Below are 17,498 nucleotides of genomic sequence, written 5' to 3'. Positions count from 1 at the left end.
GCTACTCCGTGGTGCGGTCAGCCGGGTCGACGGTCGTGACCAGGCTGGCGTTCACCGCACCGCCGCCCTCGGTCGGGATGACGTTGGGGGTCACTCCGCCGACGCGACCGGCCCTCCGCAGTCGCCGTCTGGCGAAGCGGCGGGTGAGGGCCGAGAGCGTGAGGTTCACCGCGAGGTAGATGATGAGCGTGATGACGAACAGGGTGAACAGGAAGCGGTTGCCGTAGTAGCTGCCGAGGTTGTTCATCGTGGTGCGGATGAGCTCGTTGTAGCCGACGATGTAGCCGAGGCTGGTGTCTTTGAGCAGCACGATGAGCTGGGCGAGCACGATGGGGAGCATCTGCCGGAACGCCTGCGGGAACTCGATGAGCATCCGCGTCTGCAGGGCGGTGAGCCCGACGCTGAGGCCAGCCTCTCGCTGACCCCGCGGCAACGACGCGATGCCGGCCCGGAGCGCCTCTCCGATGATGGCGCCGTTGTAGAGGCCGAGGCCGAGCACCACGGCCCAGAACGCCCCGGTCGAGCCCACCAGCAGGATGAACAGCATGAGCAGCAGCACGGGCATGCCACGGAAGAACTCGAGCACGACGGTGGCCGGGATGCGCACCACGGCGAGCGACGAGGTGCGCAGCAGCACGAACAGCACGCCCACCACGAGCGCCATCACGGCGGCGATCGCGGCCGCCTGCAGCGTGTTGAGGAGACCGCGGCCCACAGCGCCCCAGAACTCGGGGTCGGTGATGAGCGGCTCCCAGCGGGAGGCGTCGAAGAAGCCGGGGAGCGTGATGCCGCCCGACTCGCGCGGCTGCGCCAGGGTGAACAGACCCCAGGCGAGCGCGGCGACGAGCACCACGAGCACCACGATCGAGGCGATGAGGGAGCGCCGGCGGGCCTTCGGCCCGGGGGCGTCGAACAGGACGGAGGCGCTCATCGCTGCACCGCGAATCTCTTCTCGAGCCGCCCGGCGAGGATGCCGAGCGGGATGGTGATGAGGAGGTAGAAGGTGGCGACCGCGAGCAGCACCGCGACCACCGCGTTGCCGTTGGCGTTGGCGAGCGTGCGGCCCACCCCGAACAGCTCGGCCACGAAGAAGGCGCCGGCCACCGAGGTGTTCTTGGTGAGCGCGATCATGACGTTGATGAGCGGCGGGATGACCATGCGGAACGCCTGCGGGAAGATGACGATGGTGACCGTCTGCCCGAAGCCGAGCCCGAGGCTCCGCGCCGCCTCGGCCTGACCGATCGGCACGCCGTTCACGCCCGAGCGGAGCGCCTCGGCGACGAACGGGGAGGTGTAGGCCGTGAGGCCGATGACGGCGCACCAGAAGTACGGCAGCTCCGACCCCAGGTAGGGAAGGATGATCGCGCAGAAGAACAGCACCAGCGTGAGCGGGGTGTTGCGCAGCAGCTCGGTGTAGACCGCCGCGAACCCCGACAGCGTGGGGATCGGCGAGATGCGCATCACCGCCACGATGGTGCCCACGACGAGTGCCGCGAGGCCCGAGAGCAGCAGCAACGACAAGGTCTGGCCGAATCCCTCGAGATACAGCGGCAGATTGTCGATGACGACGTTCACTCGGGCCTCGCTTCACTCATCCGTCATCGCCTCAGTAGCGGTCGACTGCCGGGGGCTCGACGAACGGCAGCACCGTGCCTGCCGTTCCGTCCCAGGCCGCCTCGTAGCTGCCGTCTTCGTACGACTCCTCGAGGGTGTCGTTGATGAAGTTCCGGAAGTCGGTGTCGTCTTTGGCGAGGCCGATGCCGTAGGGCTCGTCGGTGAAGGGCTCGCCCACCACCTTGAACTCGCCCTCGTTCTGCGCGGCGAGGCCGGCGAGGATGACGTTGTCGGTCGACACCGCGACCACCTGGCCCGTGCGCAGCGGCTCGAGGCAGTTCGTGTAGGTGTCGGTGAGCACCACCTGAGCGCCGAGCGCCTCGAGGTTCGCCGCCGGGGTGGAACCCGTGACCGAGCACACCGGCTTGCCGACGAGGTCGTCTTCGCTCTCGATGGTGTCGTCGTCGGCGAGGGTGAGGATGCTCTGGCCGGCCATGTAGTACGGCCCGGCGAACGAGATGACCTCTTTGCGCTTGTCGTTGATGGTGTACGTCGCCACCACCAGGTCGACCTCGCCGTTCTGGATGAACGGCTCGCGGTTGGCCGAGACGGTCTCGACCCACTCGATGTTCTCGGGGGCGATGCCGAGCTTGCCGGCGATGATCTTGCCGATCTCGACGTCGAAGCCCTCCGGGGTGCCGTCGGGGCCGACGAGCCCGAACAGGGGCTGATCGAACTTCGTGCCGATGGTGATCTTGCCGGCGTCGGCGAGCGTCTGCATCGTGGAGCCTGCAGCGAAGGTGGGTGCTGCCTCCACCTCGGGCTCGGCCGTGTCGCCCGAGCCCCCCGCGCATCCAGACAGTGCCACGGCGGTCACCGCGGCGATCGCGAGAAACGATAGCTTCTTGTGCCTCATCAGTCGTACCTCTCTGTGCTGTGCCCCGGCGCTCGTGTGCGCCGGGTGGTACCCGCCTAGTGGGCGAGGATCTTGGAGAGGAAGTCCTTCGCCCGCGGCGACTGCGGGTTCGTGAAGAACTCCTCGGGGGACGCTTCTTCCTCGATGCGGCCGTCGGCCATGAAGATGACCCGATCGGCGGCCTTGCGGGCGAAGCCCATCTCGTGGGTGACGACGATCATCGTCATGCCGTCGCGGGCGAGGCCGACCATCACGTCGAGCACCTCGTTGATCATCTCGGGGTCGAGCGCACTGGTGGGCTCGTCGAGCAGGATGAGCTTGGGGTTCATGGCGAGCGACCGGGCGATCGCCACGCGCTGCTGCTGGCCGCCCGAGAGCTGGGCGGGCAGTTTCTGCGCCTGGTTCGCGACCCCCACCCGCTCGAGCAGCTCCATGGCGCGCTTCTCGGCCTCCTTGCGCGAGATCTTGCGCACCTTCATCGGGGCGAGCGTGACGTTCTCGAGCACGGTCTTGTGCGCGAACAGGTTGAACGACTGGAACACCATGCCCACGTCGGCTCGGAGGCCGGCCAGGGCGCGGCCCTCGCTCGGCAGCACTTTGCCGTCGATGGTGATGGTGCCGGAGTCGATCGTCTCGAGGCGGTTGATCGCCCGGCAGAAGGTCGACTTGCCCGACCCCGAGGGGCCGATGACCACGACCACCTCGCCCCGGGCGACCGAGGTGGTGATGTCGCGGAGCACGTGCAGCTCCCCGAAGTGCTTGTCGACGTGGTCGATGACGACCAGCGGTGCGGCATCGTCGCCGCGACCGGTCGTCGCCCCTCGAACGGGGGTGATCGGCTCATCCATGGCCTTCACCCAACCACACCCCAACGGGGGGCCGCAATTCGTCAAAGAGTTCCGTGACTGAACCGAAACATCCTCGAAACGTTCAGGAGCGGTGGGCGAAGGCGCTCTCGTAGAGGCACACCGAGGCCGCGGTGGCGAGATTGAGCGACTCGGCCTGCCCGTAGATGGGCAGCGACACGGCACGATCGGCCTGGCGCAGGTCGTCGTCGTCGAGGCCCCGCGCCTCGTTGCCGAACAGCCACGCGGTGGGCGCGGAGAGGAGCCCGGCGGTGCGCACGTCGAGCAGGTCGTCGCCCTTGATGTCGGCGGCAAGCACCTGCAGTCCGGCCTCGCGAGCACGGTCGAGCACGTCGGCGAGGGTGGCGTCGACGGCCACGGGGAGGTGGAACAGCGAACCGGTCGTGGAGCGCACGACCTTCGGGTTGTAGAGGTCGACCGAGCGGCCGGTGAGGATGACCGCGTCGGCCCCCGCCGCATCCGCCGCCCTGATGATGGTTCCGGCGTTGCCGGGGTCGCGCACCTCTTCGAGGACGGCGATGAGTCGAGGCCGGGCGGCGAAGATCTCCTTCACCGCCGTGGGGAACTGCCGGCACACCGCCACGAAGCCCTGAGGGGTGACGGTGTCGGCCATGGTGTCGAGCACCTGCTCGGTGACGAAGTCGACATCGAGCGAGGCCGCGGCGGCCTTCTGAGCGATGTCTCCGTACCGCTCGAGCGCCGTGGGGGTGGCGTAGAGCTCGACGATCAGCTCGGGGCTGTAGGTGAGGGCCTCCCCCACCGCCTGCGGCCCCTCCAAGAGAAAGAGCCCGGTCTCAGACCGGGCTCCCTTCTTGGCGAGTTTCGCCACAGCCCTAACCCGAGGTGATCGCGGATTGTCCAGCATGTGGCGCTCTCTCTTCTGTTGTGTCGATGCGGTGTCGCGACTACGCAGCGGTCTTCGGCGCCGAGGTGTCGGCGGGAAGGGCGGCCTTCGCGCTCTGCACCAGGGCGGCGAAGGTGGCGGGCTCGTTCACGGCAAGCTCGGCCAGGATGCGGCGGTCGACCTCGATGCCGGCCAGGGCGAGACCCTGGATGAGGCGGTTGTAGGTGAGGCCGTTCTGACGCGAGGCGGCGTTGATGCGCTGGATCCAGAGGCGACGGAAGTCGCCCTTGCGGGCACGGCGGTCGCGGTAGGAGTAGACGAGGGAGTGGGTGACCTGCTCCTTCGCCTTGCGGTACAGGCGCGACCGCTGGCCGCGGTAGCCCTCGGCGCGCTCGAGGATGACCCGACGCTTCTTGTGGGCGTTGACGGCCCTCTTCACTCTTGCCATTGTTCTTGTCCTTCTAGGTCTCGGTCGGCTGCTGCAGTGTGATTACAGGCCGAGAAGCTTCTTGGCGACCTTGGTGTCTGCCTTCGAGAGCAGTTGGTCGTGGTTCAGGCGAGCCTTGCGCCCAGGGGCCTTGACCTCCAGGTTGTGGCGCATTCCGGCCTGCTGCTTCATGATCTTGCCGCTGCCGGTGACCTTGAAACGCTTCTTGGACCCGGAATGGGTCTTCTGCTTGGGCATCGTGGTTCTCCTCGTGTTGTTCGGGCTTTCCGCGGCCGGGACGGCCGGGGTGGATTCCTACTCGGCCGAGGCGGCGGGGGTGGCCGGCGCCTGGTCGGAGTTCGTGCTGGCCGCCTCGGCGTCGCCGCCGTGGTTGCGGGCCTTGGAGGCGTCGCGGCGAGCGTTCTGCTCGGCCTTCGCCTCGGACTTGTTCTTCAGCGGACCGATGACCATCACCATGTTGCGGCCGTCGATCGTGGGGTTCGACTCGACGGTGCCGAACTCGGCGACGTCTTCGGCGAAGCGCTGGAGCAGGCGCACGCCCTGCTCGGGGCGCGACTGCTCGCGACCGCGGAAGAGGATCATCGCCTTGACCTTGTCGCCGGCCTTGAGGAAGCCCTCGGCACGCTTGCGCTTGGTCTCGTAGTCGTGCACGTCGATCTTGAGGCGGAAGCGAACCTCTTTGAGGATCGTGTTGGCCTGGTTGCGACGCGCTTCTTTCGCCTTCTGCGCGGCTTCGTACTTGAACTTTCCGTAGTCCATGATCTTGGCGACCGGGGGCTTGGAGTTCGGTGCGACCTCGACGAGGTCGAGGTCTGCCTCCTGGGCAAGACGGAGTGCGACGTCGATGCTGACGACGCCGACCTGCTCGCCGCCCGGGCCCACGAGGCGGACCTCGGGAACTCGGATACGGTCGTTGGTACGGGGATCGCTGATGCGTTGCTCCTTAGTTTCGTGTGTTGACGAAAACGGAGCTCCCCCGTGCACACGCAACCTTCACGCGGCACCACACACCCTGACTCTGCGTTCATCGTGTCGCCCGAAGGGCGAACCATCAACACAGGGAGTGCAATCGACCCGGTAACCTGTTGAGGCGGTATGCGCGGGTGGGAGATTCTCCACTTTCATACTGAGACCAATGGCCTCAGAGCCTCGAAGAGTCTAGCAGAGACTGGGCCGAAGTAGTTAGGACTTCTCGCGATGAGCGACATCACCTCCCCCTACGACCACGACGACGCGCCGAGCGACGCCGTGCGCGACATCGCCGAGGTCTCCGCGGTCGAGGTCATCACCACCACCGCCGTGCACCTCATGAGCGCCGCCGCGGTGAAGTGCGGGCTCGCCGACGACCCCGAGAACCAGATCGACCTCGACGAGGCGCGCAAGCTCATCATCGCCCTCGCCGGCCTCGTCACCGCCTCGGCGCCCGAGATCGGCGACCAGCACGCCAGGAGCCTCCGCGACGGCCTGCGCTCGCTCCAGCTGGCGTTCCGCGAGGCGTCGATCATCCCCGACCCGATCGGCCAGGGCCCGGGCGAGAAGCTCACCGGGCCGGTCAGCTGACGGCGGTCAGCTTCACGGAAAGCGAGTCGACCCGGTCGGCGATGAGCGGATGCTCGCTCCAGCGCTGCTGCAACCGCCCCAGGAGCGCACCCAGCGCATCCTGATCGAGACCCGGCACGAGCGCGAGCACCACGACGATCTCCGCGCCGACGAGCCGGGCGGAAGGGTCGCCGGAGACCAGCCGCAGGCCCGCCACCGCCTCCTCCGCGGCGATCGACAGCTCGAAGGCGTCGGTGACGGCGGGATCGTCGACCGCGGGCGCCCACGGCTCGCCCTGCGCGAGCGCCCACACCATGGGTCGACGGAGCGCGAACTCGGTCGGCGAGGCGGGGTCGATGACGACGATCTCCGTGCCTTCGGCGGCAGCGGCCAGGGCGACCCGGCGCGCGTCGACGGGGATCGGCCGCGCCTGCGGGTTCCAGCGCGACAACGCCTCCACCGAGGTGAACGCGGGGAGCACCGTGCGCCCGTCGGGGCCGGCGACGGTGACGAGGGAGAGCTCCTGGGTCTTGTCGACGCGGAGCCCCGCATCCGTCAGCCCTTCGTCGCCCGCGTGGGCCACGAGGGGCACCAGCAGGCGTGCGTCGCGCAACGCGTCGACGACCTGCTCCTGGCCAGCTTCACCGCTCGCGAAGGAGGTCAGCGCGGCATGCAGGGCGGGCGGCGCCGTGCCGTCGTCGGTGTCGTGCGAGGTGTCGTGGGCGGCGAAGTGCCTGCCCTTCCACGGCTGCCCCGCCGAGTCGGCGAGGTGCGGGTCAGTCGGATGCGACATCCAGCGCCTCGGCCAGGGTGAAGGCACCCGAGTACAGGGCCCGGCCGACGATGGCGCCTTCGAGGCCGAGCGGCACGAGGGCGCGCAGTTCGGCGATGTCGTCGAGGCTCGAGATACCGCCCGAGGCGATGACGGGGCGCGAGGTGCGCTCCATCACCTGGCGGAGCAGCTCGACGTTCGGGCCCTTCAGGGTGCCGTCTTTGGTGACGTCGGTGACGACGTAGCGCGCGCATCCGGCTTCTTCGAGGCGGTCCATGACCTGCCAGAGGTCGCCGCCGTCCTGCGTCCAACCGCGGGCGGCGAGGGTGGTGCCGCGCACGTCGAGGCCCACGGCGATGGCCTCGCCGTACTGGGCGATGACGTGGGCCGCCCACTCGGGGTTCTCGAGCGCCGCAGTGCCGAGGTTGATGCGCTTCGCACCCGACTCGAGCGCGGTCTCGAGGCTCTCGTCGTCGCGGATGCCGCCCGAGACCTCAACGTTGACGCCCTTCGCCTGGCGGATGACCTTCTTGATGACGCCGAGGTTGCTGCCGCGCCCGAAGGCGGCGTCGAGGTCGACGAGGTGGATCCACTCGGCGCCCTGCGAGATCCAGTCGGCGGCGGCGTCGACCGGGTCGCCGTGGTGGGTCTCGGTGCCCGCCTTGCCCTGCGTGAGCCTCACGGCCTTCCCGTCGGCGACGTCGACGGCGGGCAGCAGCACCAGACCGGGTGCCTTGTTGAACTCACTCATTGTTGGTTCCTCGATCGTGCGGATGCGGGCGGCGGCCCCCCGCGATAGTAGCGACTCGGGGCGGCCACGTCGAAACGGGGCCGGCTACCGGCCACGCGGCGGGTTCGGAACTCAGTCGAGCGTGCCGAGCCAGTTGGAGAGCAGGCGGATGCCGGCGTCGCCCGACTTCTCGGGGTGGAACTGCGTTGCCGAGAGCGGGCCGTTCTCCACCGCGGCCACGAACTTCGCTCCGTGCTCGGCCCAGGTGACCAGCGGGGGCCGGTGCGTCTTGTCGGGGGTGAGCTCCCAGTTCTGGGCCGCGTAGGAGTGCACGAAGTAGAAGCGCTCGTCTTCGATGCCGTCGAAGAGCACCGTGCCCGCGGGGGGCTCGACGGTGTTCCAGCCCATGTGCGGCACCACCTCGGCGTCGAGCAGTTCGACCGTGCCGGGCCACTCGCCGAGGCCCTCGGCCTCGACGCCGCGCTCGTTGCTGTCGGAGAACATCACCTGCATGCCTACGCAGATGCCGAGAACCGGGCGGCCGCCGGCGAGGCGCTTGTCGATGACCTCGCCGCCGCGCACGGCGGTGAGCTGATCCATCACGGCGCTGAACGCTCCGACGCCGGGTACGAGCAGGCCGTCGGCCTCGAGGGCGGCGAGGCGGTCTCCGGTGACGGTGACGTCGGCTCCGGCGCGCTCGAGCGCCTTCGCCGCGGAGTGGATGTTGCCGCTGCCGTAGTCGAGCAGCACGACGTTCGGGCGCTTCACAGCGCACCCTTGGTCGACGGGATGCCGCTCACCAGCGGGTCGAGCGCCTTGGCCTGACGGAAGGCGCGGGCGAAGGCCTTGAACTCGGCCTCGGCGATGTGGTGCGGGTCGCGCCCGCCGAGCACGGTGACGTGAACGGTGAGGCCCGCGTTGAAGGTGATGGCCTCGAAGACGTGGCGCACCATCGATCCGGTGAAGTGACCGCCGATGAGGTGGAACTCGAACCCGGCGGGCTCCCCCGTGTGCACGAGGTAGGGGCGCCCCGAGATGTCGACGACGGCCTGCACGAGCGCCTCGTCGAGGGGAACCAGGGCGTCGCCGAAGCGCGAGATGCCCGACTTGTCGCCGAGCGCCTGGCGGATGGCCTGACCGAGCACGATGCCGATGTCCTCGACGGTGTGATGGACGTCGATCTCGATGTCGCCCTTGGCCCGCACGGTGAGGTCGGTGAGCGAGTGCTTCGCGAAGGCGGTGAGCAGGTGGTCGTAGAACGGCACCGAGGTCTGGATGTCGGAGACTCCGGTGCCGTCGAGGTCGAGCGAGAGCTCGATGCTCGACTCGCTCGTCTCGCGCTCGAGACGGGCGGTGCGGGGTGCGGTCATGTCGAGAATCCTATCGAGCGGGGTCGGTGGGGGCGGGGGTCAGCTCGCGCATGGCCTCGAGGAACGCCGTGGTCTCGGCGGCGGTGCCCGCGCTCACCCGGAGGTGGCCCGGGATGCTGAGGTTGCGGATGATGATGCCCCGGGCGAGCAGCGCCTCGAACAGCGCCTCGGGGTCGTCGACGCCGCCGAACAGCACGAAGTTCGCGGCGCTCGGCCACGGGTGGTAGCCGAGCTCGGTGAGTTCGGTGACGATGCGGTCGCGCTGCGCCTTGATGTCGTCGACCATCGCCAGCATCTCGGGGGCGTGGTCGAGCGCGGCGACCGCGGCGGCCTGCGTGAGCGCCGACAGGTGGTAGGGCAGCCGCACCAGACGGATGGCGTCGGTGACTGCGGGGTCGGCGGCGAGGTAGCCGAGGCGCGCGCCCGCGAAGGCGAAGGCCTTGCTCATCGTGCGCGACACGATCAGGCGCGGTCGGCCCTCGAGGAGGGTGAGGGCGCTCGGCCGGTCGGCGGGCATGAACTCGGCGTAGGCCTCGTCGACGACGACCATCCCGTCAGTAGCGTCGTAGGCCGCGGCGATGGTGTCGAGGTCGAGTGCGGTGCCGGTGGGGTTGTTGGGCGCGCAGAAGAAGACGAGGTCGGGCTTGGTGCGCTCGACCCACTCGACGGCGGTCTGCGGCGAGATCTGGAAGTCGGTGTCGCGTTCGCCGGCGATCCACTCGGTGCCGGTGCCGTGCGCGATGATCGAGTGCATCGAGTAGGTGGGAGGGAACCCCAGCACGGAACGGCCCGGCCCGCCGAATGCCATGAGGATCTGCTGCAGCACCTCGTTGGAGCCGTTCGCGGCCCAGATGTTGTCGCGGCCGAGGCCGTGACCGAGGTACGCGGCGAGCGAGTCACGAAGTGCGGTGAACTCGCGGTCGGGATAGCGGTTCACCTGGAGCAGCTCGCGGGCGATCGACTCGATGATGTCGCGAGCGACGTCTTCGGGAATGGGGTGAGTGTTTTCGTTGACGTTCAGCTCGACCGGGAGGTGCAGATGCGGGGCGCCGTAGGGCTCCCTACCGCGCAGGTCGTCTCGGATGGGGAGTTCGTCGAGGGTGGTCACTCCAACGATTCTATCGAGTCGCGGCGACCCGATCGCCTGGCCCCCGCCCCGAGCGGTCGGGCCCAGCGACCGTGCCGAGCCCGCCGATCAGTCGGCGAGGTCGGCCGGGATGGCGATGCGCTGGCCGGGCTGCACCGAGGAGGAGCTCAGCTGGTTGAGGCTCATGATCTCGGCGATGACGTCGCGAGGGTCGGCCTCGGGGGCGAGCGACTCGGCGATGCCCCACAGGCTCTGCCCGCCGGCGACGGTGACGTACTCGAAGTCGGCCGAGGAGCCTGCACCGGTGGCGATGGCGGAGCCACCGCTCATGAGCGCCACCACCGCGAGCACGGTGATGACGGGAACGGCCACGAGGGCCGCCAGGACGCGGCGGCCGCGGGCGGTGATGCGCAACTTCGGCGTGACGGCAGTGCCGGCGGCGACAGTGCTGGTGGTGGCAGTGCCGGTAGCGACGGTGCTGGTCGCGCTGGTGCGGGTGGCGGCGGGGATGGTGGTGCGAAGAGAAGCCGTCACAGGTGCTGCGATGCTCATGATTCCTCCTGAGGGTTCGCACCGGCGCTCGGCCGGGAGCGCCGGTGCGAAGTTGTGTTCCGAATCTATATTCGAATAATGGTTTCGTCAAGTCGAAATCGATGACCGAATGCTGCGACACACTCGAACATAGATATGTATTCGAGCAGTTCTCGGATACAGTTTCGATCGACAGGTGAACTCAATCACCAGCCACCGACATCGGATGTCGGAACCCTCGAGAAGGCAGGACACCGTGGCCATCGACCCGGCACGCACCAGGCGGCGCAAGAGCCTCAGCGACAAGCAGCTCGCCATCCTCGACGTCATCCAGCGCTCGGTCTCGGCCAGGGGCTACCCGCCGAGCATGCGCGAGATCGGCGACGCCGTGGGCCTGTCCTCCCTCTCCAGCGTCACCCACCAGCTCAACCAGCTCGAGCTGAGCGGCTACCTGCGCCGCGACCCCAACCGACCGCGCGCGATGGAGGTGCTCATCGACGTGCCCGGCATCGACGAGGTGCCCGCACCCGATGCCGATTCGGCTCCGCCCGTGGGCGACGCCACCCTCGTGCCGCTGGTGGGCCGCATCGCCGCGGGCATCCCGATCACGGCGGAGCAGCAGGTCGACGAGGTGTTCCCCCTCCCCCGTCAGCTCGTCGGCAACGGCGACCTGTTCATGCTGAAGGTCGTCGGCGAGTCGATGATCGACGCCGCCATCTGCGACGGCGACTGGGTGGTGGTGCGGCAGCAGCACACCGCCGAGAACGGCGACATCGTCGCGGCGATGCTCGACGAGGAGGCCACGGTGAAGGTGTTCCGTCAGCGCGACGGCCACACCTGGCTGCTCCCCCGCAACTCGAACTTCGAGCCCATCCTCGGCGACCACGCCGTCGTGCTCGGCAAGGTGGTCGCCGTGCTCAGGGCGGTCTGACCCCCGTCACGGGGAGCTGGTCGCAGAAAGTGCTCGAAAGCCGAAGCTTTCGAGCACTTTTCGCGACCAAGGGGTGAAACCGCCGCTCAGCGGGCGATCGCGAACTCCTCGAGGCGCTCCTCGAACTCCGGGTTGATGAGCGCGCGCACGTGCGTGCCCGCCTCCCCGTACTCAGTGCTCAGCACGGTGTTGCGCTCGTGCAGCAGGGTCACCAGATCGCCGCGGTCGTAGGGCACCAGCAGGTTCATCTCGAGGCTCGGCCGCGGGATGAGCTCGTCGATGCGCGCGAGCAGCTCGGGAATGCCCTCCCCGGTGCGCGCCGAGACGAACACCGCCTTTGGCTCGAGCCCGCGCAGCACCAGCCGCTCGTCGTCGGAGACCAGGTCGCTCTTGTTGAACGCGATGATCTCGGGGATGCCTCGGGCACCCGCCTCACCCATCACGTCGCGCACGGTCGCGATCTGGCCCGCCGGGTCGGGGTGCGAGGCGTCGACGACGTGCACCACCACATCCGAGTCCTGCACCTCTTCGAGGGTCGAACGGAACGCCTCGACCAGCTGGTGCGGGAGCGCCCGCACGAAACCGACGGTGTCGGCGATCGTGTAGGGGCGCCCGTCGGTAGTCGCGTTCTTGCGCACGGTGGCGTCGAGGGTCGCGAACAGCGCGTTCTCGACGAGCACGCCCGCACTCGTGATGCGGTTGAGCAGCGACGACTTGCCCGCGTTGGTGTACCCCGCAATGGCGACGCTGGGCACCGCGTTGCGGCGCCGGTTGGCGCGCTTCGCGTCACGCGCGGGCTTCATCGCGGCGATCTGCCGGCGCAGCTTCGCCATGCGGGTGTGGATGCGGCGCCGATCGAGCTCGATCTTCGTCTCACCGGGGCCACGAGACCCCATACCGGCTCCCGCGCCACCCACCTGACCACCGGCCTGGCGCGACATCGACTCACCCCAACCGCGGAGCCTCGGCAGCAGGTACTCGAGCTGCGCGAGCTCGACCTGGGCCTTGCCCTCGCGGCTCTTGGCGTGCTGGCTGAAGATGTCGAGGATCACCGCCGTGCGGTCGATCACCTTCACCTTCACCACGTCTTCGAGCGCACGCCGCTGGCTCGGGGCGAGCTCGGTGTCGGCGATCACGGTGTCGGCCCCGAGCGACTGCACGATGGCGCGCAGCTCCTCGGCCTTGCCCTTGCCGAAGTAGGTGCTGGGGTCGGGGTGCGGCCGGCGCTGCAGCAGGCCGTCGAGCACGACGGCGCCCGCCGTCTCGGCGAGGGCCGCGAGCTCGTGCAGCGAGTTCTCGGCGTCGGCGAGCGTGCCCTGCGAGTAGAGGCCGATGATGACGACGTTCTCGAGCCTGAGCTGCCGGTACTCCACCTCGGTGACGTCGTCGAGCTCGGTCGAGAGCCCGGCGACGCGGCGCAGCGACTGCCGGTCGTCGCGGTCGAACTGGTCGCCGTCGAAGCCGCTGTCGGCGGTGGTCTCGGCGCGTTGGAGCGCCTGCGCGGCGCCCTCGGTGAAGAGCGAGTACGCGCTCGCCCGGGAGCCGGCCGAGGCGAGGATGCGCGACACCGCGTCATCCGACGCGGCCGAGCCGTCGGCGTCGTGAGCGGATGCGCGCGGCGCGGCGCCGACGCCCGTCGCGTCGCGCAGGGTGCCGTCGTCGACGGCGTCGTGGTCTGACATCGCAGTCAAGAATAGTCTCCTTGTTTGCTAGATTCCCTCTATGGATGGCGAGCACTACTTCTCTGCGCAGCCGGCGGGAGAGTTGTCGCTCCGCGAGATCACCGTCGAACTCGCCGGCGCCCCGCGCCGCCTTCAGACGGCCTCGGGTGTGTTCAGCCCCGAACGGCTCGACGCGGGTACCCGCGTGCTCCTGTCGAATGTCCCGGCGCCTCCCCCGGGCGGGAATCTGCTCGACCTCGGGTGCGGGTGGGGACCGATCGCTCTCTCGCTCGCTCTCGAGTCACCGCACGCCACGGTGTGGGCGGTCGACGTCAACGAACGTGCTCTGGATCTGATTCGACGGAATGCTCACATGTTAGGCCTCGACCATGTCAACGCCGTCCGGCCCGAAGATGTTCCCGATTCGCTGAAGTTCACCACGATCTGGTCGAACCCGCCCATCCGCGTCGGCAAGAACGAGCTCCACTCCATGCTGCAGACCTGGCTCCCACGCCTCGACACGGGGTCGGATGCGTGGCTCGTCGTGCAGAAGAACCTCGGCTCCGATTCGCTGCAGCGCTGGCTCGACACGGAGTTCTCCGACATGTCGGTGATGCGGACGACGACGAACCGTGGCTACCGCGTGCTCCGGGTGCGCAACCACGCCGGCTGACCGGCCGGCAGCATCCCGACCGCCTGCGAGCCGAAAGGCGGATGCAGACGCAGACGCGAGCGCGAACGCTAGGCGATCGCCAGGTCGCCCTCGTACACCAGCTCGGCCGGCCCCGAGAGCGCGACGTGCTCGCCGTCTTCGGTGGGGAACATGCGGACGCCCACGACGCCACCGGGCACCGCGACGCTCCAATGGTCGGGCGCACCCGCACCGGCCCAGTGGCGGGTCGCCAGTGCCGCCGCCGCCGCGCCCGTGCCGCAGGAGAGGGTCTCGCCGCTCCCGCGTTCGTGCACGCGCATCCTGATGTGGCCCACACCGTCGCGCACGAGCGGCTCGCTGGGTACCACGAACTCGACGTTCGCACCGTCTTCGGGTACGGGCTCGACGTGCGGGATGAAGGTGAGATCGGCCTCGGCCAGCTCGTCGTCGTCGGCGAGGGCGACCACCACATGGGGGTTGCCCACGTTGATGCCGAGGCCCGGCCGCGGCACCTGCAGGTTCTTGGCCCGCACGAGCGGTTCGCCGCCGTCGAGCCGCCAGCGCCCGAGGTCGACCTGGAAGCCGAGCTTGCTGCGCTGCACGTCGCGCACCCCGGCGCGCGTGCCGATGACGAGGGTCTCCCCCGCCGCCAGCTCGGCGAGCCCGTTGTCGAGGAGGTAGCGGGCGAAGACACGGATGCCGTTGCCGCACATCTCGGCGATGGAACCGTCGGCGTTGCGGTAGTCCATGAACCACTCGGCCGCCGGGTCTTCGGCCAGTGCGGCGGCCCCCTCCGGAAGGTTGGCCGACCGCACGGCGCGCAGCACGCCGTCGGCCCCGACACCGAAGTGCCGGTCGCAGATGGCGGCGACCTGGGTGGGGAGGAGGTCGATCTCCCCGTCGGCGTCGGTGAAGAGCACGAAGTCGTTGCCAGTCCCCTGGCCCTTGGTGAAGTGGAGATCGGCGGGCATGGAATCAGTCTAGGGTGACGCGACGAGGCCGAGAGCCCGGTCGACGGCTGCCGTCACGCTCGCCGCGTCGAGGGCGTCGGCGTCGATGGCGTCGGGATAGCGCTTGAACCAACTGACCTGGCGGCGAGCGTAACGCCGGGTGAGCGCCTGCGCCTCGGCGATGGCGTCGGCGCGCGTCATCGTGCCGTCGAGATCGGCGAGTGCCTGCGCATAGCCGATGGCCCGGGATGCGGTGGTGCCGTCGCGGAGGCCCCGCGGCAGGAGCGCGGCGACCTCGTCGACCAGGCCACGCTCCCACATCTGCACCACCCGTTCGTCGAGGCGCGGCACCAGGGCCTGGCGTTCGACGCCCAGCCGCACGATCGCCAGGGGGCGCCACGGCACCGGCACGTCGGGCAGGGTTCCGCTGAGCGGTTCGCCGGTGAGCTCGACCACCTCGAGCGCGCGCACGAGGCGGCGGCCGTTGAACTGGCCGATCGACACCGCCGCCTCGGGGTCGAGAGCCTTCAGTCGGTCGTAGAGGGCACGGGCGCCGGTCGCGTCGAGTTCGGCCTCGAGCCGGCGCCGCACCTCGGCGTCTCGGGCGGGGAACTGGAAGTCGTGGATGACCGAGGAGACGTAGAGGCCCGACCCGCCCACCAGGAGGGCGACGGCACCGCGCGCCTGGATCGCCTCGATCGCCTCGCGCGCCTCGCGCTGGTAGGCCGCGACCGAGGCGTCGGCGGTGACGTCGAGCACGTCGAGGAGGTGGTGCGGAATCCCGCGGCGTTCGGCCGGTGCGAGCTTGGCGGTGCCGATGTCCATGCCCCGGTACAGCTGCATCGCGTCGGCGTTGACCACCTCGGCCGCGACACCGCGGTCGGTGAGGCGCTCCGCGAGTCGGAGGGAGAGCTCCGACTTGCCGGTGCCGGTGGCGCCGACCACGGCGATCAGTCGCGCCGGCCCGTCTGCTGCCGGGGCGGACGCGCCCGGGGCCATCCCTCAGCTCCGCAGGTCGTCGGTGGAGCTGTAAATCGGCACGGTCGCGACGCGCGGGCTCGACGGTGCGCCCACGCGGAGGCCCGGCAGACCGAGCGAGACCCGCCCCGGCCCGGAACCCTCGGCGGCATTCGAGCCCGACGCGCCCGGCACAGCGCACGACTCGGCCTCGCTCCTGTCCCAGGCGTCGCCCGCGCGGGTGCGCCGCACCTCGAGCGGGGTGCCGTCGCTGTCGGCGATGAGGTAGTAGGGCGCCGCCTGCGTGACGGTGACCGAGACGACGTCGCCGGGGCGCGGCGCCGCCGAACCCTCGGGAAGCTCGAAGTGCACCAGCCTGCTGTCTTCCGCCCGACCGCTCAGTCGCTTCGTCTCGCCGTCTTTGCGGCCCTCGCCGTTCGCGACGACGAGCTCGACGCGCCGCCCGACGATCTTCTGGTTCTCTTCGAGCGAGATGCGGTCTTGCAGGGCGACCAGTCGGTCGTAGCGCTCCTGCACCACCTCGCGCGGCACCTGGTCGGGCATCGTCGCCGCGGGGGTGCCGGGGCGGATCGAGTACTGGAAGGTGAAGGCCGAGGCGAAGCGGGCCTGCTCGACCACCCGGAGGGTCTCTTGGAAGTCTTCTTCGGTCTCGCCGGGGAACCCCACGATGATGTCGGTGCTGATCGCGGCGTTCGGGATCTTCGCCCGCACGCGGTCGAGGATGCCGAGGAACTTGGCCGAGCGGTAGGAGCGCCGCATGGCACGCAGGATGCGGTCGGAGCCCGACTGCAGAGGCATGTGCAGCTGCGGCATCACCGACGGGGTCTCGGCCATCGCGTCGATGACGTCGTCGGTGAACGCCGCGGGGTGCGGGCTGGTGAAACGGATGCGCTCCAGGCCCTCGATCTCACCGGCGGCCCGGAGGAGCTTGCCGAAAGCGAGACGGTCGCCGAACTCGACGCCGTAGGAGTTGACGTTCTGGCCGAGCAGGGTGACCTCGAGAGCGCCGTCGTCGACGAGCGACTGGAGTTCGGCGAGAATCTCGCCGGGACGGCGGTCTTTCTCCTTGCCGCGGAGCGCCGGCACGATGCAGAAGGTGCAGGTGTTGTTGCAGCCCACCGAGATGGAGACCCAGCCGCTGTAGGTGGAATCGCGCTTGGTGGGGAGAGTGGAGGGGAAGGTCTCGAGCGACTCGAGGATCTCGATCTGCGCCTCGTCGTTGTGACGGGCCCGCTCGAGGAGGCTGGGCAGGGCGCCCATGTTGTGGGTGCCAAAAACCACGTCGACCCACGGGGCCTTGTCGAGGATGACGTTCTTGTCTTTCTGCGCGAGGCACCCGCCGACGGCGATCTGCATGCCCTCGTGCCGGCGCTTCACCGAGGCGAGATGACCGAGGTTGCCGTAGAGCTTGTTGTCGGCGTTCTCGCGCACGGCGCAGGTGTTGATGACGACGACATCGGGTTCGACGCCCTCGGCCTTGACGTAACCCGCAGCCTCGAGAGACCCGCTCAACCGCTCGGAGTCGTGCACGTTCATCTGGCAGCCGTAGGTGCGCACCTCGTAGGTGCGCGCGCGCCCCGACGCGTCGCGGGACGCGTTCGACGCCGCGATGATCGTCGGTGCTTCGCTGACTGTGCTCATGGTGCGTCTAGTCTACGAAACCGCCGGA

General features: G+C 69.3%; 21 protein-coding genes. 3 read left to right on the top strand and 18 right to left on the bottom strand.

What is annotated here, in order from left to right; all coding sequences use genetic code 11:
- Nucleotide 1: 1 nt before the first annotated feature.
- From HL652_RS05025 to infC, 8 genes are all read right to left on the bottom strand, one after another.
- Complete coding sequence (locus HL652_RS05025) at nt 2–931, bottom strand: ABC transporter permease subunit (RefSeq protein WP_171704278.1); 930 nt, start codon at nt 929–931, stop codon at nt 2–4.
- Nucleotides 928–1,575 (bottom strand): amino acid ABC transporter permease, encoded by a 648-nt coding sequence (locus HL652_RS05020; RefSeq protein WP_171704277.1) that lies wholly within the window; start codon nt 1,573–1,575, stop codon nt 928–930. The genes HL652_RS05025 and HL652_RS05020 overlap by 4 nt, the downstream gene beginning before the upstream one ends.
- 31 nt (nt 1,576–1,606) lie before the next feature.
- Nucleotides 1,607–2,470: a glutamate ABC transporter substrate-binding protein gene (locus tag HL652_RS05015; protein WP_171704276.1), complete on the bottom strand. Its 864-nt coding sequence runs from the start codon at nt 2,468–2,470 to the stop codon at nt 1,607–1,609.
- A gap of 56 nt (nt 2,471–2,526) precedes the next feature.
- Nucleotides 2,527–3,318 (bottom strand): amino acid ABC transporter ATP-binding protein, encoded by a 792-nt coding sequence (locus HL652_RS05010; RefSeq protein WP_171704275.1) that lies wholly within the window; start codon nt 3,316–3,318, stop codon nt 2,527–2,529.
- 82 nt (nt 3,319–3,400) lie between these two features.
- On the bottom strand, nt 3,401–4,201 hold the full coding sequence (locus HL652_RS05005) for a TrmH family RNA methyltransferase (protein WP_171704274.1): 801 nt from the start codon (nt 4,199–4,201) through the stop codon (nt 3,401–3,403).
- A gap of 40 nt (nt 4,202–4,241) precedes the next feature.
- Entirely contained in the window at nt 4,242–4,628 is a 387-nt protein-coding gene (gene rplT / locus HL652_RS05000; protein ID WP_171704273.1) for a 50S ribosomal protein L20, read from the bottom strand.
- 42 nt (nt 4,629–4,670) lie between these two features.
- Entirely contained in the window at nt 4,671–4,865 is a 195-nt protein-coding gene (gene rpmI, locus HL652_RS04995; protein WP_171704272.1) for a 50S ribosomal protein L35, read from the bottom strand.
- A 57-nt stretch (nt 4,866–4,922) separates the two neighbouring features.
- Nucleotides 4,923–5,561, bottom strand: a complete 639-nt coding sequence (gene infC / locus HL652_RS04990) for a translation initiation factor IF-3 (protein WP_171707188.1) — start codon at nt 5,559–5,561, stop codon at nt 4,923–4,925.
- A 264-nt stretch (nt 5,562–5,825) separates the two neighbouring features.
- Here infC and HL652_RS04985 point away from each other — a divergent pair, with 264 nt between their 5' ends.
- On the top strand, nt 5,826–6,188 hold the full coding sequence (locus tag HL652_RS04985) for a DUF1844 domain-containing protein (protein WP_171704271.1): 363 nt from the start codon (nt 5,826–5,828) through the stop codon (nt 6,186–6,188).
- Here the strand turns inward: HL652_RS04985 and HL652_RS04980 are convergent.
- From HL652_RS04980 to HL652_RS04955, 6 genes are all read right to left on the bottom strand, one after another.
- Nucleotides 6,181–6,960, bottom strand: coding sequence for an SseB family protein (locus HL652_RS04980; protein WP_171704270.1), 780 nt, complete (start codon nt 6,958–6,960; stop codon nt 6,181–6,183). The genes HL652_RS04985 and HL652_RS04980 overlap by 8 nt on opposite strands.
- Entirely contained in the window at nt 6,944–7,690 is a 747-nt protein-coding gene (priA, locus tag HL652_RS04975; protein ID WP_171704269.1) for a bifunctional 1-(5-phosphoribosyl)-5-((5-phosphoribosylamino)methylideneamino)imidazole-4-carboxamide isomerase/phosphoribosylanthranilate isomerase PriA, read from the bottom strand. Before priA ends, HL652_RS04980 begins: the two co-directional genes overlap by 17 nt.
- 111 nt (nt 7,691–7,801) lie before the next feature.
- Nucleotides 7,802–8,437, bottom strand: coding sequence for an imidazole glycerol phosphate synthase subunit HisH (gene hisH / locus HL652_RS04970; protein WP_171704268.1), 636 nt, complete (start codon nt 8,435–8,437; stop codon nt 7,802–7,804).
- Nucleotides 8,434–9,039 carry an imidazoleglycerol-phosphate dehydratase HisB gene (gene hisB / locus HL652_RS04965; protein ID WP_171704267.1) on the bottom strand — a complete coding sequence of 202 codons (606 nt, stop codon included), beginning with the start codon at nt 9,037–9,039 and terminating at the stop codon, nt 8,434–8,436. Before hisB ends, hisH begins: the two co-directional genes overlap by 4 nt.
- Before the next feature lie 10 nt (nt 9,040–9,049).
- On the bottom strand, nt 9,050–10,147 hold the full coding sequence (locus HL652_RS04960; protein ID WP_171704266.1) for a histidinol-phosphate transaminase: 1,098 nt from the start codon (nt 10,145–10,147) through the stop codon (nt 9,050–9,052).
- Between the two features lie 87 nt (nt 10,148–10,234).
- On the bottom strand, nt 10,235–10,678 hold the full coding sequence (locus HL652_RS04955; protein WP_171704265.1) for a LysM peptidoglycan-binding domain-containing protein: 444 nt from the start codon (nt 10,676–10,678) through the stop codon (nt 10,235–10,237).
- Nucleotides 10,679–10,913: 235 nt separating this feature from the next.
- Here HL652_RS04955 and lexA point away from each other — a divergent pair, with 235 nt between their 5' ends.
- The gene (lexA, locus tag HL652_RS04950) at nt 10,914–11,588 is read left to right on the top strand and encodes a transcriptional repressor LexA (protein ID WP_253743649.1); all 675 of its coding nucleotides are present in this window, start codon (nt 10,914–10,916) and stop codon (nt 11,586–11,588) included.
- 86 nt (nt 11,589–11,674) lie between these two features.
- Here the strand turns inward: lexA and hflX are convergent, their stop codons facing one another.
- Nucleotides 11,675–13,270 (bottom strand): GTPase HflX, encoded by a 1,596-nt coding sequence (hflX, locus tag HL652_RS04945; RefSeq protein ID WP_171704263.1) that lies wholly within the window; start codon nt 13,268–13,270, stop codon nt 11,675–11,677.
- 40 nt (nt 13,271–13,310) lie between these two features.
- Here hflX and HL652_RS04940 point away from each other — a divergent pair, with 40 nt between their 5' ends.
- A complete protein-coding gene (locus HL652_RS04940) occupies nt 13,311–13,922 on the top strand; it encodes a class I SAM-dependent methyltransferase (protein WP_171704262.1) in 612 nt (203 codons plus the stop codon).
- A 68-nt stretch (nt 13,923–13,990) separates the two neighbouring features.
- Here the strand turns inward: HL652_RS04940 and dapF are convergent, their stop codons facing one another.
- From dapF to miaB, 3 genes are read right to left on the bottom strand one after another with little or no spacing between them, the layout of a single operon-like run.
- Nucleotides 13,991–14,872 (bottom strand): diaminopimelate epimerase, encoded by an 882-nt coding sequence (dapF, locus tag HL652_RS04935; RefSeq protein ID WP_171704261.1) that lies wholly within the window; start codon nt 14,870–14,872, stop codon nt 13,991–13,993.
- Between the two features lie 9 nt (nt 14,873–14,881).
- Nucleotides 14,882–15,850: a tRNA (adenosine(37)-N6)-dimethylallyltransferase MiaA gene (gene miaA / locus HL652_RS04930; protein ID WP_171704260.1), complete on the bottom strand. Its 969-nt coding sequence runs from the start codon at nt 15,848–15,850 to the stop codon at nt 14,882–14,884.
- Nucleotides 15,851–15,853: 3 nt separating this feature from the next.
- Nucleotides 15,854–17,470 (bottom strand): tRNA (N6-isopentenyl adenosine(37)-C2)-methylthiotransferase MiaB, encoded by a 1,617-nt coding sequence (gene miaB, locus HL652_RS04925; protein WP_171704259.1) that lies wholly within the window; start codon nt 17,468–17,470, stop codon nt 15,854–15,856.
- Nucleotides 17,471–17,498: the final 28 nt, after the last annotated feature.

This window comes from Herbiconiux sp. SALV-R1 (genome assembly GCF_013113715.1).
Taxonomy (GTDB): Bacteria; Actinomycetota; Actinomycetes; order Actinomycetales; family Microbacteriaceae; genus Herbiconiux.
The sequence above is the reverse complement of the archived record's forward strand: the minus strand, read 5'-3'. Positions and strand labels throughout refer to the sequence as shown.